The 21,188-nt window shown below is 61.1% G+C and carries 17 protein-coding genes and 1 pseudogene; 8 read left to right on the top strand and 10 right to left on the bottom strand.

All coding sequences use genetic code 11. The annotated features are described in order from the left end of the window. The first annotated feature begins 48 nt into the window (after positions 1-48). A complete protein-coding gene (locus tag MHM84_RS13715) occupies positions 49-981 on the top strand; it encodes a manganese catalase family protein (protein ID WP_239266927.1) in 933 nt (310 codons plus the stop codon). Between the two features lie 224 nt (positions 982-1,205). Further along, the gene (locus tag MHM84_RS13710) at positions 1,206-1,661 is read left to right on the top strand and encodes a fasciclin domain-containing protein (protein WP_239266926.1); all 456 of its coding nucleotides are present in this window, start codon (positions 1,206-1,208) and stop codon (positions 1,659-1,661) included. A 58-nt stretch (positions 1,662-1,719) separates the two neighbouring features. Here MHM84_RS13710 and cydC read toward each other — a convergent pair whose 3' ends face one another. The 4 genes from cydC to MHM84_RS13690 are packed head-to-tail and all read right to left on the bottom strand — an operon-like array spanning position 1,720 to position 7,708. Next, the gene (gene cydC / locus MHM84_RS13705) at positions 1,720-3,489 is read right to left on the bottom strand and encodes a thiol reductant ABC exporter subunit CydC (protein ID WP_239266925.1); all 1,770 of its coding nucleotides are present in this window, start codon (positions 3,487-3,489) and stop codon (positions 1,720-1,722) included. Further along, positions 3,482-5,257 carry a thiol reductant ABC exporter subunit CydD gene (gene cydD / locus MHM84_RS13700; protein WP_239266924.1) on the bottom strand — a complete coding sequence of 592 codons (1,776 nt, stop codon included), beginning with the start codon at positions 5,255-5,257 and terminating at the stop codon, positions 3,482-3,484. Before cydD ends, cydC begins: the two co-directional genes overlap by 8 nt. Next, positions 5,254-6,252 (bottom strand): cytochrome d ubiquinol oxidase subunit II, encoded by a 999-nt coding sequence (gene cydB, locus MHM84_RS13695; RefSeq protein WP_239266923.1) that lies wholly within the window; start codon positions 6,250-6,252, stop codon positions 5,254-5,256. The genes cydD and cydB overlap by 4 nt, the downstream gene beginning before the upstream one ends. Before the next feature lie 49 nt (positions 6,253-6,301). Beyond that, the gene (locus MHM84_RS13690; protein ID WP_239266922.1) at positions 6,302-7,708 is read right to left on the bottom strand and encodes a cytochrome ubiquinol oxidase subunit I; all 1,407 of its coding nucleotides are present in this window, start codon (positions 7,706-7,708) and stop codon (positions 6,302-6,304) included. A 239-nt stretch (positions 7,709-7,947) separates the two neighbouring features. Between MHM84_RS13690 and MHM84_RS13685 the strand changes: the two genes are divergently transcribed. The 3 genes from MHM84_RS13685 to egtD all read left to right on the top strand — a co-directional run bounded on the left by MHM84_RS13685 (position 7,948) and on the right by egtD (position 10,822). Next, entirely contained in the window at positions 7,948-8,418 is a 471-nt protein-coding gene (locus MHM84_RS13685) for a tetratricopeptide repeat protein (protein ID WP_239266921.1), read from the top strand. A gap of 123 nt (positions 8,419-8,541) precedes the next feature. Next, complete coding sequence (gene egtB / locus MHM84_RS13680) at positions 8,542-9,840, top strand: ergothioneine biosynthesis protein EgtB (protein ID WP_239266920.1); 1,299 nt, start codon at positions 8,542-8,544, stop codon at positions 9,838-9,840. Between the two features lies 1 nt (position 9,841). Continuing rightward, positions 9,842-10,822, top strand: coding sequence for an L-histidine N(alpha)-methyltransferase (gene egtD / locus MHM84_RS13675; protein WP_239266919.1), 981 nt, complete (start codon positions 9,842-9,844; stop codon positions 10,820-10,822). 68 nt (positions 10,823-10,890) lie between these two features. Here egtD and MHM84_RS13670 read toward each other — a convergent pair whose 3' ends face one another. Beyond that, on the bottom strand, positions 10,891-11,841 hold the full coding sequence (locus MHM84_RS13670; RefSeq protein ID WP_239266918.1) for a phospholipase A: 951 nt from the start codon (positions 11,839-11,841) through the stop codon (positions 10,891-10,893). A 186-nt stretch (positions 11,842-12,027) separates the two neighbouring features. On the opposite strand from MHM84_RS13670, the gene mscK reads away from it, so the two are divergent. Continuing rightward, positions 12,028-15,309, top strand: coding sequence for a mechanosensitive channel MscK (mscK, locus tag MHM84_RS13665; protein WP_343218290.1), 3,282 nt, complete (start codon positions 12,028-12,030; stop codon positions 15,307-15,309). Positions 15,310-15,316: 7 nt separating this feature from the next. On the opposite strand, the gene MHM84_RS13660 is transcribed toward mscK, so the two are convergent. Genes MHM84_RS13660 through MHM84_RS13640 form a run of 5 tightly spaced genes read right to left on the bottom strand, consistent with a single transcriptional unit; the run spans position 15,317 to position 19,849 of the window. Next, complete coding sequence (locus tag MHM84_RS13660; protein WP_239266917.1) at positions 15,317-16,093, bottom strand: TlyA family RNA methyltransferase; 777 nt, start codon at positions 16,091-16,093, stop codon at positions 15,317-15,319. Beyond that, entirely contained in the window at positions 16,090-17,220 is a 1,131-nt protein-coding gene (locus MHM84_RS13655; protein ID WP_239266916.1) for an ABC transporter substrate-binding protein, read from the bottom strand. The genes MHM84_RS13660 and MHM84_RS13655 overlap by 4 nt, the downstream gene beginning before the upstream one ends. After that, the gene (locus tag MHM84_RS13650) at positions 17,217-18,581 is read right to left on the bottom strand and encodes a sensor histidine kinase (RefSeq protein ID WP_239266915.1); all 1,365 of its coding nucleotides are present in this window, start codon (positions 18,579-18,581) and stop codon (positions 17,217-17,219) included. The genes MHM84_RS13655 and MHM84_RS13650 overlap by 4 nt, the downstream gene beginning before the upstream one ends. Beyond that, a complete protein-coding gene (locus MHM84_RS13645) occupies positions 18,578-19,240 on the bottom strand; it encodes a response regulator transcription factor (protein ID WP_239266914.1) in 663 nt (220 codons plus the stop codon). Before MHM84_RS13645 ends, MHM84_RS13650 begins: the two co-directional genes overlap by 4 nt. 12 nt (positions 19,241-19,252) lie before the next feature. Then, positions 19,253-19,849 (bottom strand): helix-turn-helix domain-containing protein, encoded by a 597-nt coding sequence (locus MHM84_RS13640; RefSeq protein WP_239266913.1) that lies wholly within the window; start codon positions 19,847-19,849, stop codon positions 19,253-19,255. Positions 19,850-20,069: 220 nt separating this feature from the next. Between MHM84_RS13640 and MHM84_RS13635 the strand changes: the two genes are divergently transcribed. Continuing rightward, positions 20,070-21,056: a tripartite tricarboxylate transporter substrate-binding protein gene (locus tag MHM84_RS13635; RefSeq protein ID WP_239266912.1), complete on the top strand. Its 987-nt coding sequence runs from the start codon at positions 20,070-20,072 to the stop codon at positions 21,054-21,056. Continuing rightward, positions 21,056-21,188 (top strand): annotated as a pseudogene (locus MHM84_RS13630) (tripartite tricarboxylate transporter TctB family protein); the annotation flags it as partial. The gene MHM84_RS13635 and the pseudogene MHM84_RS13630, both read left to right, overlap by 1 nt.

Genomic DNA, 21,188 nt, shown 5'->3' with positions numbered 1-21,188 from the left:
TGGGCAGGTCAATGTAGTGCCCGGCTATATATAACTAAGGAGATGACCATGTTCTACCATGCGAAGGAACTGCAGTTTAACGCGCGCGTATCAAAGCCCGATCCTAAGTTTGCCAGCCTTCTTCTAGAGCAATTCGGGGGAGTCAATGGTGAACTGAAAGCCGCCATGCAGTACTTTACACAAGCATTCGCAGCCCGTCAGCCTTATCCGGAAAAGTATGACATGCTGATGGATATTGCGACTGAGGAATTCAGTCATTTGGAAATCGTCGGCGCCACAATCCAAATGCTGATGAATGGCGTGAATGGCGAACTCAAGGACATCTCCGAGAAATCGGAAATCATGCAGATGGTCACGGGCAAGGCGGGCAAGGAAAACCTGATCCACGATGCAATGACCAATCCACTGTTCCTGGGTGTCAGCGGCGGCAGCCCGGCCGTTACCAATAGCCAGGGCGTGCCATGGAGCGGTTACTATGTCGATGCCAATGGTGAGCTGACCGTCGATCTACGCTCGGACATTGCCGCGGAGTCCCGCGCCAAGATCACTTACGAGTACCTCATGCAGTTTACCGACGATCCAGAGGTCAAGGAGACTCTCAAATTCCTGATGACTCGCGAAGTGGCTCACCATCAGATGTTCGAAGCGGCACTAGCGACTCTGGAACCCAATTTCCCACCGGGCGTGGTTCAGGGCGATCCGCGCTATACCAACCTCTATTTCAACATGTCCCAGGGCGAAGATGCGCGTGGCCCTTGGAATGAAGGCGCTAGCCCGTTGCTAGGCGAGCCCTGGCAGTACATCGACGACCCGAAACAGGCCGTGAGGGAGACTAACGGACTTCGCGATCAACAGCCGCAGCAAACGGCCATGAGCATGGAAGAGGCGGAAAAGAAGAGTCAGGAAGTTAGCAGTATGCGTAGCAAGGAAGTCAAGGGCGCTGTACCCAAGGGCAGTAACCAGTGGAGCAAGTACGACTAAACGGTGTATAGGTAGGCCTCTGGTTGCGACGTCACGTCCGTGCAGGATTCTCGCCCAGAGGGCTATCCTGAACCTTGAGTTCGGATCGAATCCGCAACGGGATTGCACTGACAGTCTGCCAGTGTTCCGGTTGAGCGACCCGCGCTTCGAAAAGCCATGAAACGGTGCTGTTGTTGCGAAAGATAACGCCATTATTCCTGCTGCTCCCTTGCTGCGTGATGGCCATGCAGGCAAACGCCAAGAACGATGACTTGGTCGCTTCCCTCCGGCAGTCCGAGCGCTTCGAGGTCTACCTGGAGGCATTGGAAAATACCGACGTGCTTGCCGAGATAGAGGGGACGGGCCCCTTTACGATCTTTGCGCCTACCGACGAGGCCTTTGCCCGTATGCCTAGGGACAAGCGGGACATCCTGTTCGGGCCGGGGCATGTCGCCGAACTGAAAAAGCTGCTTCGCTACCATATCGTGCCCGGACGGATCCCTAAGGACGAAGCGGGTCAGGCCAGCCATGTCCAGGCGCTGACGCAGCAGATTTATATCGAACGTAAGGATGGCCAGTTGATGGCCAACGAGGTCAATGTCGTGGTGCCAGCCATGCACACGAGTAACGGTATTCTGTATGGTATCGACGAGGTGCTGGTTCCTCATTACCAGAACCTGTTCCTGCCCGGTGCTCCCTAAGAATGCATTTCCAACATGCCCCATACACTGCCCCAACACAGCGTAGAGGCCTGAAAAGCTAAAGAACGATTCGTCGGTTGAGTGTGGAAAAACGGCTTTCAGGCCTCGCCAGCAGCGCCTGCGGTGTGTCGATTTCCTGAAGGCGCCCGGCATCGAGAATCGCCGCCCGGTCCAGTTGTTCGAGACCTGCGGGGCGGTGCGTGACCAGCAGTAGCGTACGTCCTTGGCAGTACCGGCGTATCTCGTTCAGCACTTGGGCCGCAGTGCCATCGTCGAGACCTTCGGTGGGCTCGTCGAGCAGGACGACACGAGCCGGAGACAGCAAGGCACGGGCCACCCCGAAACGGCGCAATTGGCCGCCTGATAATGAACTGCCGTCCTCATCGGGGTAGCTATCGAGCCCCTTGGGCTGTGCCTTCAACCATTCGCCAAGACCCAGTGCCACCAGCAGGTCGGTCATTTCTTCATCGTTGGCCTCGGGAGCGGCCAGTTGCAGATTCTCGCGGTAACTGGCCACGAAAAGATGAATATCCTGCGGCGCGACCGCAAACGACTCGCGCAGGGTGGTTTCGCTCAAGTCGCGTAACGCAACCTGACCCAAGAGCAGATTGCCGCGTTGCGGCTCGACGAAACGCACCAGGGCATTGAGCAGGGTCGTCTTGCCGCTGCCTGACGGTCCCAGCAGAGCGAGGTGCTCCCCGTCTCTCATTATCAGCGAAACACCACTCAGCGCCTGGGTGCCATCGGCAAAGACGGCATGCAGATTGCTAATGGCGAGGCTGGCATCGCGAGGGGAATGGCGGTCATTCAGCGGGTACGTTATCGCCGGAACGTGTGTGCGCACGGCTTCGAGCCGTTGGGCGGCGTACCGCACCTTACCCAGGTTCTGCCAGGCTTGAGGTAGCAGGGCGATAGCCTCGAAGGCGGCGAGTACCGCCAGGCCCGTCAGTGCGATCAGAGTCGGGTCGAGCGATTGTCGGCTGGCCAGCCAGGCAGCCATGGCCAGCGCCGCCGTTAAGGTCAGGCCGAGTAGCGTCTGTGAAAGCCACTGCGATAACCCCCATAGCCTGGCCGCGTAACATTCTTCGGCGTCGCGCTGTTGCTGCGCTTCGGTAAGGGCGTCGGTTTCGCTTTCCCAGCGTCCGTACAGTAGAAGCTCCGGCAAGGCGGACAGGCGTCCGATCAGCTGTGTGCGTAAACGGCCATTGAGTTCCTGCCACCGCGCCGTATGGCGGTGGCCCAACCGCCAGGCAAGCCACGGGCCGACGATGCCGGAGAGTAGCAAGGCGGAAGTAACGAACAGACCGATGCCGAGAGAGAAGACGCCAACCACCACGCCGCAGCCGACGATGGCAAGCAGGGCGACCAGCGATGGCGCTATGACCCGCAGATACAAGCTGTCCAGAGCATCGACGTCGGCAGTGAGTCGGCTTAGTAACTCGCCGCTGCCGTAGCGCTGCAACGCCGTGGGCGATAGTGGCTCGATGGCTTCGTAAACGTGCCGGCGTAACTGCGACAGCAACCGCAACGTGCCTTCGTGGGAGGTGACGCGCTCGCCGTAGCGACCGGCGGTGCGGGTGAGCACGCACAAGCGGATGCCCGCCGAGGGCAAAAAATAGTTGAAGGCCGCAGCCGTGCCGGCCGACAGCCCGGCCAGCGCAGAAGCGCTCAGGAACCAGCCGGACAGGGCGATCATGCCGATGCTGGAGAGTAAAGTGACCAAGCTGAACAGCATGCCAAACCCCAACCACAGGGAAAATGGCCGCATCTGCTTCAGGTAGGGACCGAGTATGCCGGCATGAGATGTCGCACGATAACGCTCAGGCATGGCTGTTCTCCGCGTGACGCCATGCAGCGTCGAGCAGTCCGGGGTGGGCGGCATGCAGGCCCGCCAACGTATCGATGGCGCGAACCCGGCCATGATCGAGCACCAGGATACGATCGGCCAACGCCAGCAGATCGAGGCGATGGGTCAGCATCACCAGGGTGCGCTCCTGCTTGAGCCGGGCAAGGGTGCGCATGACGTGTGCCTCGCTAGCGCGATCCAGGCTGGCGACGGGCTCATCGAGCAGAAGCAGTGGCGCGCGACGCAGGAAGGTCCGGGCCAGGGCGATGCGTCGCGCCTCACCGCCGGATACCGGCTGGCCGCCATCGCCCAACGGCGTCGCCAGTCCCAACGGCAACGCGCCGACCCAGTCGGTCAGAGCGACTTCCCGTAGCGCTTGGCGGAGGGCAACATCGTCAGCGTCCGGATCGGCCAGGCGTAGGTTGTCAGCCAGCGTACCGGAAACGATTGCCGGACGCTGACCCAGCCAGCCAATGGCGGATTGCCAAGCCTCGGGGGCCAGCGTGTCGATATGCGTTCCGTCGTGTGTCTTCAGCATGCCTGACTCGGGCGGCAGAAAGCCCATCAACAGATTGAACAACGTGGACTTGCCTGCGCCGCTCGGGCCGACCACTCCGATGGTCTCGCCCGGTCGAATGGTCAGGCTAATGTCGTCGAGGGCGGGAGCCGACTGTTCCGCGTAACGGCAGGTGACGTTCTCCAGTGTGATGCCCAGGCGCTCGGGAACCGGCCAGCCGTGGCGGCGTTTCGTAACCGGGGGGCGCGCGGCGAGTAGAGGCATCAGGTCATCTGCGGCGGCCTCCGCTTCGGCCTTGGCGTGATAGTGCGCCCCCAAGTCTCGCAAGGGCTGGTAGAAGTCCGGGGCGAGGACCAGGATGAACATACCGGCGAACAGGTCCAGGTTGCCTCCCCAAGTGCCGAAATCGAAATGCCCCAGGTAAACGAAGCCGATGTAGATCGCCAATAACGCAATCGATAGCGAGCTGAAGAATTCGAGCAGCGTGGACGACAGGAACGCCAAGCGCAGCACACGCATGCTCCGCGCGCGAAAATTCTCCGCGACTTCATGCACCACCTCGGCCTGGGCGCGGCTGACCCCGAACAGCTTGAGGGTCGACAGGCCGCGCAGGGCATCGAGAAAATGCCGATTCATCCGCGACATTTCCTGAAATTGTGCCTGGTGCCGCTGCTTGGCGCCGATGCCGACCATGGCCATGTTGAGCGGAATGAACGGCGCGGTAACCAGCAGAATCAGGCCAGCTGCCCAGTTCAGAGGAAACACGGTGAGCAGGATCAGCAGGGGGGTGGCCAGGCACAGCACGCGCTGGGGTCGATAGTCCGCATAGTAGCCGTGCAATGCATCGACCTGATCCCAGACACGATTGCCGAGCGTCGCACTGTGTTGTCGACGGGCCCACAGCGGACCGAGTTCGCCGATGCGCTGGAGCAGTTCGCCCCGGAGGGTTTGGCGAATGCGTACGGCAGCGCGGGTGCCGGCTTCGGTTTTCAACCAAGCCAACGCGCCGCGACCACAAAAGGCCAGCGGCAGGACGAGCAGGGGAACCAGTAGGTCGGCAAACGTTGCCTGAGTCATTACCATGCGCTGCGCAATGCTGGCGATTGCCCAGGCCTGCACGAAGAGCAAGAGCGTGGAGGCGCTGCCGGCAATGACGGCAACATACGGCCAGTGCCCGCCATGCCGGGCCTGGGAAGCCAGCCAGCGCCGCGATGTCTGCGTATCCTGCGTCATTCTTCGCTCTCGCGTACCTTGCCTCGGAACACCCAGTAGCTGTAGGCGGTGTAACCGAGGATGATGGGTAGCAGGATGCCATAACCCACAAGCAGGAATTGTTGGCTGGAGCGGCTCGAGGCCGCATCCCACAAGGTGATGTCCGGTGGCAGCATCACCGGGTAGAGGCTGGCTACCAATCCGACCAGGCCGAGCACGAACATGGCGACGACCTGTGCGAAGAGGCGCTTTTCGTATCGCCGGGTGGCGCCGCGCACGGTAGCGATGGCCAAGGCCAGCATGATGGCCGCGATGAGCCCCAGCCAGAGCAGGTTGGGAGACATCGACCAGCGTGCGGCGATACGCTCGTTGACGCAAGGCGTCCAGACCACGACGGCAAGCATGGCAAGCATGAAGAGAATCGTCAGCGGTCGTATCAGGTGGTAGAAGCGGCGCTGAAGACGACCGTCGGTCTTGACGATCAGCCAGGCGGCCCCCAGCAATGCGTAGCCGAGCACCAAGGCGATGCCGGTACATAGCCCGAACCATGAGAACCCGCTCAGCGCATTCTCGGCGAAGTTGCCGTCATCGGTGTCCAGACCGGCAATCACGCTGCCCACGATCATGCCCTGAATGAAGGCGACAGCAATGGTCACCAGGCAAAAGCCGGTATCGAAGGTTTTGTGGGAGTCCGCCTCGGAGCGAAACTCGAACGTCATGCCGCGAAAGAACAGACACATCAGCATTAAAATCAGCGGTAGGTACATGGCGGGCAGCAACGAGGAATAGACCAACGGGAAAGCCCCATACAGGCCTGCGGCACTGAGTACCAGCCAGGTCTGGTTACCATCCCAGAAGGGCGAGGCGGACGTGAGCATGATGCCGCGTTGCTCATCGTCTCTGACGAAGGGGAACAGAATCCCGATACCCAGGCTATAGCCATCCAGAATCACGTAGAGAATCAGGGCGAAACCGATAAGCCCGAACCAGATGACCGGAAAGAGTTCACTATCCATGCGGGTTTCCTATCCTTGGCCTATCCATCCGTTAACACGCCGAAAAAGCTCATGACTTGCGCTTGGATCGTCGGCTGAAAGGCTGCTTGGGCGTACTGTCATGAGCGTCGTCATGCTGCTCCTCGTCAGGCAGCTTGCTTTCGGGCGTGTCGCGCACCAGCTTGAAGAAAAAGTAGGCACCGATGAAAAAGATCAGCGTGTAGATTCCCCATAGCCCTGCCAGGCTGGTGACCAGCGTGGATACGCTAAACGGCGAGACGCCATCGGCAGTGCGCAACAGGCCATAGATGATCCAGGGCTGACGCCCGGCTTCGGTCGTGACCCAGCCGGCCTCGATGGCGACAACCCCGGCTGGCGTCGCCAGCATCATCAGTACCAGGAACCAGCGCGAATCGTAGAGCCGCTTGCGCTTGCGCAGCCATAGCGAGAGTGCGACCACCCCGAGCATGGCGAAGCCCAGGTAGACCATCAGCCGAAAGGCGTAGAACACCAGCGGCACATAGGGGCGTTCATCCTCGGGCCATTGTTCCAGTCCCTGAATCTTGCCGGTCAGCGAGTGCGTCAGGTACAGGCTGCTCAGATGGGGAATTTCCACAGTGAAACGGTTCTTTTCCTGTTCCGGGTCCGGCCAGGCAAACACCACCATGGGCATTCCGTCACGCTCGGGCTCGATCTCCCAGTAGGCTTCCATGGCCGCCACCTTGGCAGGTTGATGTTCGAGCGTGTTCAGGCCATGCACGTCACCCGCGACGATCTGCAGCGGCACGACGAAGGTCAGCATCCAAAGCGCCATCGAGAGCATCTTGCGAGCCACCGCATCGCGATCGTTGCGATACAAGTGCCAGGCGGCGATGCCTGCCACCATAAAGGCCGTAGCGATCAGGGCCGCCAGCGACATGTGAACGAAGCGGAAAGGCTGGGAAGGGTTGAAAATGACGTGCCACCAGTTCTCGGGAATGAACCGGCCGTGTTCGATAGCGTAGCCTGCCGGGGTCTGCATCCAACTGTTCGAGGACAGGATCCAGAACGTCGAGATGTACGCACCAAGCGCCACCATGCAGGTGGCGAAGAAGTGCACCTTGCGACTGACCCGGCCCTCACCGAACATCATGATGCCGAAGAAACCGGCCTCCAGAAAGAACGCCGTGACCACCTCATAGGTCAGCAATACACCACTGATGCCGCCCGCTTTGGCTGAAAACACGCTCCAGTTGGTGCCGAACTCGAAGGCCATTATGACGCCGGATACTACACCGGCGGCATAATTCACGGCGAAGTGAGGTGTCCAATAGTGATAGATGCCCAAGTAAATCCGGTTTCCCGTCTTGAGCCACATCGCTTCGAGAAAGGCCAGGTAGGTGGCCAGGCCGATACTCAGCGCCAGGAAAATGATGTGGTACATCACGGTAGTAGCGAACTGAAGGCGGGCGAGGTCGACGGTATCTAACCCCAGCATGGCTGGACTCTCCTTGTCCGGATATCAGGCAGCGGCGACGAGACCTGCTGGCCCCTGGATCGCTACATTGGCCTGTCAATGTAGCAGGGCAAGCATGAAGCGTACCCCATGATCGTGATGACAGTCCTTCATGGGCCGTTCTAACCGAAACGGGGATTATGGGCGACGGCTTGTCCGATCCCGCGGAGCTGGCTACGGTTTCACGAGGATCGCATGGATGGTCAAGGAGGGAATGCGCCATGGAAGCTACGCGAAACGTAATCTTCCCGTTGTTGCTCGTCCTGTCGGCATGCCTGGCAGGCCCCGCCATGTCACAGACAGATGCGAATGACCTTGCCGGTGCCGAGCAAAACGGCAAGTACGCCGAGGCTTTTCAGCAGGTTGAGACGCAAGCCAGGCAGGGCGTGCCGCAAGCCCAGTATAGCCTGGGGCGGATGTACGCCTTCGGGCAAGGCGTCGAGCGAGACATGGTGACGGCGGTAACGTGGTACCGCAAGGCAGCCGAGCAGGGCTTGGCCGAGGCTCAGTATCATTTGGGCGAGGCGTATGGTGCCGGGGAGGGTGTGCCGCAGGATTATGTTCGCGCCTATCAATGGATGCAGAGGGCGGCTCAAAACGGCGAGAAAAAGGCCAAGGCTGCCATGCAGTCCTACGCGAACCTCATGACCGAGGCGCAGCTCGAACAGGCGCGTCAGGGGCACGCCGAGTAAGCAGGTGCAGCGACGTCCCGCATAAAGCAGTAGTTTTACCTTCCGTTACCTGTTCTTTCGAGGGGGGCTGCTACGCTTATCGATACCGTCATGGATGCCAATGTACGAGCAAGGAGTCCTCTTATGCCCCCGCTAGCCCAGCGACTCGATACGCCGGACACGTCGCACACCAAGGAATGGCTTCGCTACTATCAGCGGGTCCGTGCAGCCACCGAGGCAATCTGCGCCCCCTTGCACAAGGAAGATTATATGGTGCAGAGCATGCCGGACGTCAGCCCCCCAAAATGGCACATTGCCCATGTCAGCTGGTTTTTCGAAGCATTTATCCTCAAGCCGTACCATCCCTCCTACCAGACCCTCGACCCCGCATACGATCATCTCTTCAATTCCTATTATGTCACCCACGGTACGCCGTTTCCGCGTCCCGAGCGTGGCATGATCTCGCGGCCCACCGTGGACGATGTGTATCGCTACCGTGCGCATATCGACCGGGCCATGGCTGAACTGCTCAGCGACCCGCCTCAGGAACACCTCCAGGAGATTCTCCACCGTCTGGAACTGGGGTTGCCCCATGAACAGCAGCATCAGGAGCTGCTGTTCATGGATATCAAGCACATCCTGGCCCAGAATCCACTGTGTCCAGCCTATCGGGACGATCTGACGCCAGCGCCTGCGCATGAAGTCGGCGAGCTCGGCTGGCATGCCTATCCGGCCGGGGTACGGTACATCGGCCATGACGAGGCCGAGAAGGGCTTTGCCTATGACAATGAGATGGGGCGCCATCGTCAGTTCGTCGAGGCTTTCCAGCTCGCCGACCGGCCGGTGACCAATGGCGAGTTCCTCGAGTTCATGCAGGCGGGGGGCTACGACAAGCCCGATCATTGGCTGTCGGATGGCTGGGCCACGGTCAAGGCGGAGGGCTGGAAGTCGCCTCTCTACTGGGTCGAGCGGGAGGGTGTCTGGCATCACTATACCTTGGGTGGCCTGGTCCCGGTCGATATGAATGCGCCGGTATGCCATGTCAGCTTCTACGAAGCCGATGCCTATGCCCAGTGGGCCGGGGCGCGTCTACCTACCGAGGCCGAGTGGGAGACGGTGGCACGAGACGTGCCCGTGACGGGTAACTTCGTCGAACAGGACCACCTGCAGCCGGTCTCGGCCGTACCTGCCATGGAATTCCCAGGGCAGATGTTCGGTGATGTCTGGGAGTGGACCGGCAGTGCTTATCGACCTTATCCGGGGTTTCGCAAGTTGCCGGGAAGCTTGGGTGAGTACAACGGCAAGTTCATGTCCGGTCAGATGGTGTTGCGAGGCGGATGCTGCGCCACACCGGCCGACCATATTCGGGCGACTTATCGCAACTTCTTTCCTCCGCATGCGCGTTGGGCGTTCTCGGGATTCCGTCTGGCACGGGGGGCGTGACATGACGATGATGCCGAACGCGGCAGCGGCCGTGCGCTTCCATGACCACCAGCCACCCGCCACCTCGCTGTCGCTGCGGGACGAACTGCTACAAGGCTTGCGAGCGTCGCCCAAGACGTCTTCGCCCAAGTTCTTCTACGACTTGCGTGGCTCGGAGCTGTTCGACCTGATATGTGTGCAGCCCGAGTATTACCCGACGCGTACGGAAGAAGCCATTCTTCGCGATGCCGCTGGCGATATCGCCGACGTGGTGGGCAAGGACGCCACGTTGATCGAGCTGGGCAGCGGTGCCAGTCGCAAGGTGCGTCTGCTGCTCGAGGCGGTACGGCCGACCAGTTATCTGGGGATCGATATTTCCCGCGACTTTTTGCTGAACAGTACGCGTCGCCTCGCAGCCGACTATCCCTGGTTGGACGTGCATGCAGCTTGTGCCGATTTTTCCCAGCGTATGACGCTGCCGACAGGGATGGCATGCGAGCATCCCGTAGCCTTCTTTCCGGGCTCGAGCATCGGTAACTTCGCCCCGGAAGAAGCGGAGTCCTTCCTACGTGGTCTGCATTCTCTGCTGCCCTCCGGGAGTGGGCTGCTCATTGGCGTCGACCTGATCAAGGACGAGGCGATCCTCAACGCTGCCTACAATGATGCCGCCGGTGTGACCGCCGCATTCAACCTCAATCTGCTCGAGCGACTGCGTGACGAGTTCGAAGGCGACCTTGACCCGGCGACGTTTAGCCACCATGCGTTCTACGACACGGCGCACTCGCGCATCGAGATGCACTTGGTCAGTAACGTCGATCAGGATATTCGGGTGGCTGGCGAGATATTTCACTTCGAGCGGGGCGAGACCCTGCATACCGAAAATTCCTACAAATACAGTGCCGACGGCTTTCGGACGCTGGCTGCACGTGCGGGCTTCGAATCGCGGGCCCTATGGACCGACCCGGACCGGCTGTTCAGCATCCATTATTTACTAAGGGCCTGAACAAGACGGGATCTCAACGAAAGACGCCGGCGCAAGCCGGCGTTCTCGTATCGTCTGTCTGGCTGCAATCAGCGTACCAGTGACTCGGTTCCCGGGACGCCGGACAGGAAGGTGTTGAGACTGAAGCCGATGCCCAGACGCTGCACGTCCTGATCATGATCGATCAGGCTCTCTCCATACCCATCGTAGTATTGGACATGACCGCGAACCTTGCCGACCAGCGGGAAAGTGTAGTCGAGCTGGGCGCCATAGTGATGTTTGCCCGGGTTGCCCCGTACCAATAGCGAAAGCTCCTGATCGCCGAAGGCATGAACGACCGTGACATCGCCGTAGCCGATATAGTCTTCCAGGTCGGGGTTGTCGTCGTCTTCATCGCTTTCGGGAATGCGCCAGTGCGGCGCGATACTGACGGCCCAGTCGCCACGCTGGAACAGAAAATCGGCATAGAGCCGGTTCCAACTGCGCGATAACGGTTCGGACTGTCCGTTGGACTGGTGGGCATAGCCAATACGGTTCTGGGTATTGGTCCAGCCGAGGAAGGTGTAACGGTTATCGAAGCTGATGAAGGCCTCGGGTTCGTAGTTGGTCTCGCGAAACGGCGATGACGCTTCGGAATTGTAAGCCTGCCACCAACTGCGCTGGGTATAGGCGAAATACAGGTCACCGTTGTTACCCACCAGATTGTCGAGGACGTTGACCTTGAGACTGATCTGGAACTTGAGCTCTGCCTTGTCGGCATCGCCATCGTTGGTGATGCCGTCGAAATCCGCCTGGTTGGGGTTGGTGTTGTAGGTCCAGGGCAACAGGTAGTTGCGACGGTATACCGTTATCGCCAGTGGATTGCTTTCCGAGTCTCGTTCCAGTTCGCGCCGTGTATCGGCCTGCTCGACGGCTGCCTGCGCCGCCTCGTCACGGGCGGTCAGGCCGAGACTTTCATCCTGGGCCTGGGCCTGGACGGCGACCAGCGCCAATGAACAGAGACTTAAACGCATCACACGCAAGGGGGTGGGCAATGCCATATCAGCATCCTATAGAGGGCCGCAAACGTGTCTTTCTACCATGCCGCCCGGCTAAGTCAAATCGTCTCTGGGCGGAGATTGCCAACGCGGCGGGCCAGGCCCACAATGCGCGGCTAAGTTGCGCTGTGTAAACGGAACGGTACGAGGGTGGTGGCAGTGGCACGAACAGGGAAAGCCTGGTGGTCGATCACGTTGGTATGGCTGTGGATAACGATGGCTGCCATGCCGGCCCTGGCACAGGAATCGCTACCCGACAAGGACTCACTCAGTCAGCGCCTGGAGACGTTGACATCCATCGAGAAGCCCGACGCCAGCCAGAAAGAGGAAATCGATACGCTCCGCGCCACGCTCGAGACGATCGAGAAACTGGCCGGGATCGAAAAACAGCGTAGCGAACTGGAACAGCGTCTCGAGCAGGCACCCGAGGAGATGCAGCGCTTCGAGCGACAAGCGCGCCAGTACGCCGAAGGCGACGAAATTCCCAGTGCAGCGACGCTCGAGAACATCGGTCAGGACGAACTCGAAGAACGGGTGAGCGAAGCGCTCAATGAGTTGAAGTCGCTCCAGGATCGTCTCGCAGCGACCAACTCGCAACTGATCGAAGCGCAGACGTTACCCGAGCGGGCTCAGGCGGATATCACGCAAGCGTTGACGCGTATCGAGGAGCTGCGCGCCGCCTTGGATGATTATTCCGGTGCCGAGGATGCCCCGGCCTACTGGGAGTTGCTCAGCCAACTGCAACTGGCCGAGAGCCGGCTGGCTCTGAAGCGTCGTCAGTTGGCGACCAATACGCGCCTGTATGAACTAGCCAAACTGGAACGCGATGTTTTGACCGGTCGAATCGACAACGTTCAGGATCGGCTGACCCTGATGCAGGCGGTACTCGACCAGAAACGTCGCGAAAAGCTCGAGGATGCCGTCAACGACTCGACACGCCAGGACGCCATGGCTTCCGGCCATCCGGTGGTGGCGCGTGCGCAGTCCATCAACCGTGAGCTGAACTCCGAGTTGCTGCGTATCATCGACCGTAACAATGCCCTGGAACGCGAAGGCATCAAGGTGCGTACGCAACTGGACCGGGTGCGTCAGGTCCAGCGTACCCTCAACGAGCAGATCGAGGCGATACGTGGCAGCCTACTGCTTTCACGGATTCTTCGCGAGCAGCGCAGTGCGCTACCCAAGGTCGACGCAGTCAAGGGACTCCAGGAAGAGATTGCCGACCTCCGGCTCAAGCAGTTCGACCTGGGGCGTCAGCGTGAAGATCTGCGCGATCTCGATCAGTTGGCCACGTCTCGACTCGCCGAGGCCGATGTCGAGGCGACACCGGCCTTGCTCGACTCGCTGACTCGTCTATATCGCTCACGCCGGGACCAGGTGGACCAACTGGAGCAGGAGTACGGTGAGCTACTCACGACGGCCATCGATCTTCAGCTCAACCAGCAGCAATTGCTGGATATCAGCAAGAGCCTGCGCGCTACCATCGAGGAGCAGCTGTTCTGGGTCGCCAATCGGCGCCCACTGGACCTGGCGTGGTTACGCCAGCTGCCTTCTCTGACCATGACGCAACTTACCGAGGGCGAATGGCGCCGGATCGCCACCGGTCTGGGGCAGACGCCCCAGCCAGCCGCGCTGTGGTCGCTATTGCCGTTGCTGCTGGCCTCGGGGCTGCTGTTACGCCGCCGGCGCATCAAAGCGCATCTGCTCATCCTGCATGAGCAGATCGGCCGCCTCAAGCGCGATACCCAGATGCATACGCCACGTGCCATTCTGCTCAATGCGCTATTGGCAGCGCCCGGTCCGTTGGTTCTGACGGCGGCGGGCATGGCCTTGTCGATGGGATGGCAGGGCCTTGTGGCCATTTTCGGCGGGGCATTGCTGCAGCTGGCGCTGGCCTGGGGCGTGGTGGCGTTGGCCCGGCGCCTGCTGGTGCCCGATGGTGTGGCAATTCGGCATTTTCATTGGCCGACAGCCTACGCCATGCGGTTACGTCAACTGCTGTGGTGGTTGGGGATCGCTCTGATACCTGTCCTGACGATCGGCACCATTGCGCGAGGTGACGGCCCCTCCCTGGCGGAACGACCGCTTTCGCTATTGCTGTTGCTGGGCGGCCTGCTGTCGATGAGTGTGCTCATCGCCCGTCTGATCATGGCGCACATTCCGCATTTCGGAACCAATCCCTTCCGTTTGGCACTGGGTCTGGCCTTGTCGGCGGCAACGCTGACGTTGAGCGTATTGATCGTGGTGGGCTATGAATATACCGCCCTGCAACTGATCAATCGTTTCGTGATCAGCCTGTATATCTTCGGCGCGTGGATACTCATCGAGGCCGCGGTCGTACGTGGACTGGCAGTGGCTGCCCGGCGCCTGGCCTATCGGCGTGCCGTTGCACGGCGCCGTGCCCAGGTACAGGAAGGCGCGGAAGGCGGGCTGGAGGTCGTCGAGGAGCCGCCGCTGGATCTCGACCAGGTCAACCAGCAATCGTTGCGCCTTTCCAAGCTGATTCTGTTTTTGGGTTTCTCGCTGGTTCTGTACCTGGTCTGGGCGGACCTGCTGGCGGTGCTCTCGTATCTCGATAACGTCAAGGTATGGTCGATTACCCGGGGCGAGGGCGAGAGCCTGACCCAGGCACCGATCACCGTCGCCGATCTCATGACGGGCCTGGCTATCGTGGTGCTGACATTCGTGATGGCCCGCAACCTGCCGGGGCTACTCGAGGTCATGGTGCTGTCGAGGCTGTCGCTCAAGCAGGGGAGCGCCTATGCCATTTCTTCTTTGTTGTCGTACACCATCGTGGGAGTCGGCATCGTGGTATCGCTGGGCACGCTAGGGGTCTCGTGGGGCAAATTGCAGTGGCTCGTGGCGGCATTGGGTGTGGGGCTGGGCTTCGGTCTTCAGGAAATCTTTGCCAACTTCATTTCGGGCCTGATCATCCTGTTCGAGCGTCCGATACGCATCGGTGACACCATCACGCTTGGCAATTTGCACGGCACCGTCAGCCGCATCCGCATTCGCGCCACGACCGTGACCGACTTCGACCGCAAGGAAATCATCATTCCCAACAAGACCTTCGTCACCGATCAACTCATCAACTGGTCGCTGTCGGACAATATCACGCGGGTCGTGCTCAACTATGGCGTGTCCCATGGCTCCGACCTGGATGCCGTGCACCGGCTCTTGCGCGATGCCGCCGAAAGCAACCCGCGGGTGCTCAAGGACCCCGAACCGCAAGTCTTCTGCACCAGCTACGGGGCGACAGCCTTCAACTTCGAGCTACGTATCTTCGTCAACGACTTGCTCGATCGATTGTATGCCGCCGATGAGATCAACCGGCGACTCGATGCGCTGTTTCGCGAGCATGGCATTCGTATCGCCTTCAATCAGATGGACGTTTGGCTACACAACGCCGATGGTCAGGCAACGAAGGTGCTGTCGCAGGCCGGGAACAAGTCGATGGGCGGCGCTACCTAGCCGCCCGCTAACCGCCCGAACGTTTGCGCGCAAAGAGCAGAAATTCGTGGTTGCCGTCGCCGCCCAGGATCGGGCTGTCTTGCCAGGCCAGGACCTCGAAGCCACATTCGACACAGCGCGTGCGGATACGTCGCTCCACGTCGCGATAAAGGCTCGGGTCGCTGACGATCCCGCGTGGGTCCACCTTGCCGGGCCCCACCTCGAACTGGGGTTTGACCAACGATAGCAGCTCGGCGCCCGGGGCAAGCAGGCGGCCCAGTTCGGGCAGGATCAGGGTTTGGGAAATGAACGAGACGTCCATGACCGCCACCGAAACCGGGGTTGGCATGTGAGCGCCGATTGCCGCCTGCAGATGCGGATCGTCGGCCATGGCGCGTGCATTGAGCCCTTCCAGGCAGGTAACCCGCGGGTCCTGGCGCAGCTCGGCATCGAGTTGGCCATGCCCGACCTCGATGCCGATGACGTGGGCCGCACCATAGCGTAGCGCGCAATCGGTAAAGCCGCCGGTGGACTGCCCTACGTCGAGCACCAGCCGGTCATCCAGCCGCAACTGGAGGGTGTCGAGTAACGCTTCCAGCTTGAGCCCTGCCCGTGACACATAGCGCTCTTCGGCATCGTCGGCAACGATAAGCGGTGCGTCCTGGGGGAGTTTCTCTCCAGGCTTGGTCAGCCTGTGGCTCGGGGCATCGGCCAGACTCACCCGGCCATGGCGGATGAGTCGCTGGGCGCGGGTCCGCGACCGTACCAGGCCCCGGGCGACCAGCAGTTGGTCGAGTCGCATCATGGCATTGTCTCTTCTGGTGTCGATGAATCGGCGGGTGTCGTGGGGCGCCGAAACTCACGGTTCCAGCGGGCTAGCAGCGCTTCGCGCTTTAGCCTGTCGAGTGTCGCCAGCAACCCCGGGCCCAGGCGGATCGGACGTAACGCCTCGCCTAGCCGATTGCGCAAGGCGCTCGCACTGCCGGGCCCTTCCAGCGCCGGGTGAACGGCACCGAGCGGAGTCCGTTCGCTGATGACGCGTTGGCCCTGTTCGCTGAGCAGATAATCGAAAAAGCGCCGCGCCGCCTCGGGGTTGTCTGCCGAACGTGGCAAAAACGCCAGGCGTTGCATCACCAAGGCGTAATCGCTCGGTATGACGACTTCCAGCTCCGGGTGATCTTCTGCGAAGCCTTGGGCGTAGCTACCCAGCAGATTGTAGCCAATCAGGTAACGTCCCTCGGCCAGGCCATCGAGCATTTCCTGGGTCGTGCCCACCAGATCGGCTTCGACACCACCCAAGGCGGCGACCAGTTCCCAGTATCGGGGAGAGAGTCGCGCTTCTTCGACCGCATACGTGTAGCCAGCGCCGCTACGGGCCGGATCGTAGGTCACCACGCGCCCTCGCAGAGCCTCGCGTTCGCGTTCGAGTAGCGACAATAGTTCGGCATGGCTGCCGATGTCGCCATAGCGTTCGGCCAGCGCCTTGCGATAGACGATGACCACCGGCTCGAAGGTGATGCCGAACAGTTCCTGGCGCCAGCGGGCCCAGGCCGGCCAACGCTCGGCGTTAGCCAGGTCGAGGGAACGGGCGTAGCCATTGTTGGCCAACTGATACTGCCAGGGCATGGCCGATGACATGACGACATCGGCCTGTGGATTTTCATTGCCGGCGATGAAGGTCCGGTAGACTTCCAACGTGGTGAGATTACGGTAGGTGAGGGCTATGTCGGGGTTCCGTCGATGGAAGTCCTCGAGCACGGGGGCAATGAGTGGCGTATCCAGGGCTCCGGAAATATCCAGCTGAGAAACGTCCGTGGCGCCGGGCTGGGCAGGGTAGTGCAGCAGTTGGGCCGCCAGGACCGTTTGCTGCAGTGCAAAGACCAAGCCGAGTGCGACGCTCAGCGTGAGTAGACGTCTCAGTATCAGTATCATGAACGATCTCCCATGAAGCGCATCGCCACGCGCAGGCCGTGCCCGTTGCGGGCATCGTGCAGCGACAGGCGGGCATGATGGGCACGTGCAATGCTGTCGACGATGGCCAGGCCCAGGCCCGACCCTTCGCCGCTATCCTGGCCTCGAAAGAAAGGACGCAGCACCATCAAGCGCAGATCGGGAGCGATGCCCGGGCCATTGTCCTCCACTTCCAGCGTGGGAGGATCGGCCAGCACGCGGACGGTGATTTGGCTGGCCCCATAGCGGCGTGCATTGTCGATCAGGTTGACCAGACACTCTTCCAACTGCCAGCCGACGCCATCGACGCAGGTTGCCTCATCGGGCGTTTCCACGCCGAGGTCAATGCCGTCGCGGTGACAGGCGCCCAGCGCTCCCAGCGTAGCGGTGCGTGCCACTTGGTTCAGGTCCAGAGGGACGAGCTCGGGGCTTGCCTCGGGATTGTTGAGACGCGTCATCGATAGCAACTGTACTGCCAGGCGGGCCGTACTCGCACTGGTGGTCTGCATGGCCTGCAGGGCATCGCGCCAGAGGCGCGGATTTTCCTGGCGCAGGGCGAGTTCGGCGCGGGCCGAAAGCCCGGCCAGCGGCGTGCGCAGCTGGTGTGAGGCATCGCCGATGAAGCGTTCCTGGTTGGCGCGTACCCGGCGCATGCGGGCCAGGAGATCGTTCAGGGTCTCGCGCAACTCGGCGAGTTCGCGTGGCAGGTCCAGTTCCAGCGGCGCCAGGGTGCGCGGGTCGCGCTCGCGGATGGCACGCCGTAGCCGGGTCAGGGGCGACAAGGCGGAGCGAATGGTCAGCACGAGGATGCAGGCGGCCAATAGGACCATGATGGCAATGCGTACCAGGCTGCCCTGGAAGAGACTCCGGGTCAGGTGTTCACGGCCTTCGCGGGTATGCGCAACGCGAACCTCGAAGCGCTCCCGCTGGCTCCAGCCCTCGAGGCGGGTTTCGCGGACGCCGACGCGCAAGCGCTGGCCATTCCAGGTCACATCGTCGTAATACAGCGAGCGTTTCTCGCCGGCGTTCAAGCCGGGTAGGTCGGCATTGCCGGTAATGAAGTCACCCTGGGCGTTGTACAGTGCGTAGAAGACGCGCTCCTGAGCATCGGTCGCCAGCATTTCGAGCGCTGCAGGTGCCAGGTCGAGCCACAGTTTTTCGTCCTGCCATTTGACCTGTTCGGCGATCGCCAACGATGAGGCTTCCAACAGGCGATCGAACGCACGGTCGGCGGTATCGCGGGCGCCCAGGTAGGCTTGGACCAGCATCAATGCACCCAGGCCTAATAGCGGCAGGAACAACCAGGCCAGCAAGCGTCGATAGAGGCTGTCCTGGGCGTTCACACCGACTCCAGCAGATAACCCAGGCCGCGAATCGTGCGCAATTCGACGCCGCTGCCGCTCAGGCGACGGCGCAACCGGTGCACGTAGACCTCGATGGCATTGTCGCCCAGGGCTTCGCCGGCAAAGGCTTCCTCCGCGAGACGTGTCTTGTCGATGGGCTCGCCTGCGTGGCGCATCAAATAGCCGAGCAGGCGCTGTTCGCGGGGCGGGAGATTGAGCGTCTCACCCACCAAAGTGAAGCGTTGGGACAGGCTGTCGAAATCCAGATTGCCGACTTGCAGGGCCGTGCTGCGTGTATGCCGGCGTAGCAGGGCGCGCACGCGCGCTTCGAGCTCGTCCAGCGCGAACGGTTTGGCCAGATAATCGTCGGCGCCGAGGTCGAGGCCCTGCACCCGATCCTCGATGGCGCCGCGCGCCGTCAGGATCAATACCGGCGTTTCCTTGTCGTGCTGGCGTAACGCGGCAAGCACTTCCAGGCCGTTGCACCCAGGTAGATTGAGATCGAGCAGGACCAGGTCCTGGCCGTGATCGGGCGCGCTCAACAGCCGGCGTGCCTCGTCGCCCTCGGCGATCGCCGTAACGTGATGATTATCCAGACGCAGGACGTCGGACAGGGTTTCGGCAAGCAGCGTATCGTCTTCGACGAGTAGCAGTCGCATGGGGGACCTCGTTTAGCGCTCGGTCGGGCGCCGCTCCAGTTCGGCCTGGGCAGCATCCAAGTGCTTGTCGGCCAGGGCCGTCGTGAGCCGGCTACTCGGCCCCGAAAGAGCTAGCCAACGCAGTGACGTCTCTTCGGGGTAGGTGATCTGACGGCACACCATGATACCACCCGGGAAGTCCCGAGCAGGAGAGCCTGCATGTTCGATCCGCCAGCGTTCACCGGGACGCAACTCGTGGCGCAGCGAGCTGTCGGGCACCGAGGCCAGCCGGCATTCGGCATACTTGCCCGTGACTTCGATCAGAGCGGCGGTCTCCCCGCTGGCCAGCGTCAGCGACTCCAGCACCGGCTGGATCCAGACCTCGAGCTGACGACTGGGCAAGTGTCTGCGAGCCAGGCGCACCGGGGCGTGCCCCAGACGAAAACGGCCATCCTGGCCACGCTGCACATAGTCGAAGCGTTCCAGCGAACTCAGCAAACGCAGCAGGGTGCTCTTGTAGTAGCCCGTCGCATTGGCCAGTTCAGCTAGCGTAAAACGATCCTGCGGCGAATCGAAAACGTCGAGGACGGTGAGTGCACGCTCCACGGATTCCACGCGATCCTGCGCCATTTTTAGGGCCTCAGTAACGAAAAAGACGGGGCGGTAACGTCATTCAACTTTGGTCTAAGCGGACTTATTAGGCGTTGACGCCGGTAGGCAACATGCCTAGTTTCCACTCCAAGGAACGGAGTTCTGCCTTACAGAATTGTAAGGTTGCTGCCAGTTCCTGGCAAGCCAAGCGTTTTGCCATCGTTTCGTTGCAACACACTTCGCAAATCGGGGAACGACAATGTCAATGAAAACGCCACTCAAATTCCTGGCCGCAGCGACCTTGACGCTCGGCACCAGCATGGCCATGGCTTTCGAGCCGGAAGGCAAGGTCGAATGTATCGCTCCGTCCGATCCGGGTGGCGGCTGGGATTTCACCTGCCGTAGTGTGGGCAACGTGCTGGAAGAGCTCGATCTGGTTCCGGGCAGTGTCCAGACCATCAACATGGCCGGTGCCGGTGGCGGTGTCGCCTATGCTCACACCGTCAGCAAGCGTGCGGGGGCCGAGCAGCTGTTGATCGCGGCCTCCACCGCGACCACCACGCGTCTTGCTCAGGGCCAGTTCCAGGGTCTGGATGCCGACATGGTCAACTGGGTCGGTGCGCTGGGTGCCGACTACGGCATCATCGCCGTGTCCAAGGATTCCGAATACCAGGATCTGCCGTCGCTGATGAGCGCACTGGAGGAGGATCCGCGTAGCGTCAAGTTTGCCGGCGGCAGCGCCAAGGGTGGCTGGGACCATCTGAAAGTCCTGATCGCTGCCAAGTCCGCTGGTGTCGATAACCTGCCGCGCATTCCCTACCTGTCGTACAACAACGGCGGCGAGGCCATGACCCAGGTCGTCGGCGGCCACGTCGATGCCTTCACCGGCGATATCACCGAAGCCCAGGGCTTCATGGAATCCGGTGACCTGCGCGTGTTGGCGGTACTCGCCGACGAGCGTCTGCCCGGCGAGTTCAGCGATATCCCCACCGCCAAGGAGCAGGGCATCGATGCCGTAGGTCCCAACTGGCGCGGCTTCTACATGCCGGCGGATATCTCCGACGATGCCAAGCAGTACTGGATCAATGCCATGGATACCGTCTACCAGAGCGAAGAGTGGAAGAACGTTATGCAAAGCAACGGTCTGATGCCCTTCCATGTCAGCGGTGCCGAGTTCGAAGAGTTCGTCAAGACGCAGATCAATGATATCGAGTCGCTGTCCAAAGAAATCGGGTTGATCAAGTAATGACACTCAACGACCGCATCTTCGGCATACTGATGCTCGTCCTGGCCGTCGCGTACGGCTGGGGCGCCACTCAGTTCCCGGAACCGTTCGGTGGGGCCGAGTCGGTCGGCCCCGAAACCTTTCCCAAGGTAA

The sequence above is a fragment of the Halomonas sp. McH1-25 genome, from assembly GCF_022348165.1.
GTDB lineage: Bacteria > Pseudomonadota > Gammaproteobacteria > Pseudomonadales > Halomonadaceae > Modicisalibacter.
This window is presented reverse-complemented; position numbering and strand designations above follow the sequence as displayed.

Excerpts from the sequence above, each read along its gene's own strand:
- cydC (WP_239266925.1), bottom strand. The coding sequence starts at position 3,489 with ATGCCTGAGCGTTATCGTGCGACATCTCATGCCGGCATACTCGGTCCC.
- cydB (WP_239266923.1), bottom strand. The coding sequence starts at position 6,252 with ATGGATAGTGAACTCTTTCCGGTCATCTGGTTCGGGCTTATCGGTTTC.
- MHM84_RS13715 (WP_239266927.1), top strand. The coding sequence starts at position 49 with ATGTTCTACCATGCGAAGGAACTGCAGTTTAACGCGCGCGTATCAAAG.
- MHM84_RS13660 (WP_239266917.1), bottom strand. The coding sequence starts at position 16,093 with ATGATGCGACTCGACCAACTGCTGGTCGCCCGGGGCCTGGTACGGTCG.
- egtB (WP_239266920.1), top strand. The coding sequence starts at position 8,542 with ATGCCCCCGCTAGCCCAGCGACTCGATACGCCGGACACGTCGCACACC.
- MHM84_RS13645 (WP_239266914.1), bottom strand. The coding sequence starts at position 19,240 with ATGCGACTGCTACTCGTCGAAGACGATACGCTGCTTGCCGAAACCCTG.
- MHM84_RS13640 (WP_239266913.1), bottom strand. The coding sequence starts at position 19,849 with ATGGCGCAGGATCGCGTGGAATCCGTGGAGCGTGCACTCACCGTCCTC.
- cydD (WP_239266924.1), bottom strand. The coding sequence starts at position 5,257 with ATGACGCAGGATACGCAGACATCGCGGCGCTGGCTGGCTTCCCAGGCC.
- MHM84_RS13710 (WP_239266926.1), top strand. The coding sequence starts at position 1,206 with ATGCAGGCAAACGCCAAGAACGATGACTTGGTCGCTTCCCTCCGGCAG.
- MHM84_RS13690 (WP_239266922.1), bottom strand. The coding sequence starts at position 7,708 with ATGCTGGGGTTAGATACCGTCGACCTCGCCCGCCTTCAGTTCGCTACT.
- egtD (WP_239266919.1), top strand. The coding sequence starts at position 9,842 with ATGACGATGATGCCGAACGCGGCAGCGGCCGTGCGCTTCCATGACCAC.
- MHM84_RS13655 (WP_239266916.1), bottom strand. The coding sequence starts at position 17,220 with ATGATACTGATACTGAGACGTCTACTCACGCTGAGCGTCGCACTCGGC.
- MHM84_RS13670 (WP_239266918.1), bottom strand. The coding sequence starts at position 11,841 with ATGGCATTGCCCACCCCCTTGCGTGTGATGCGTTTAAGTCTCTGTTCA.
- MHM84_RS13685 (WP_239266921.1), top strand. The coding sequence starts at position 7,948 with ATGGAAGCTACGCGAAACGTAATCTTCCCGTTGTTGCTCGTCCTGTCG.
- MHM84_RS13635 (WP_239266912.1), top strand. The coding sequence starts at position 20,070 with ATGTCAATGAAAACGCCACTCAAATTCCTGGCCGCAGCGACCTTGACG.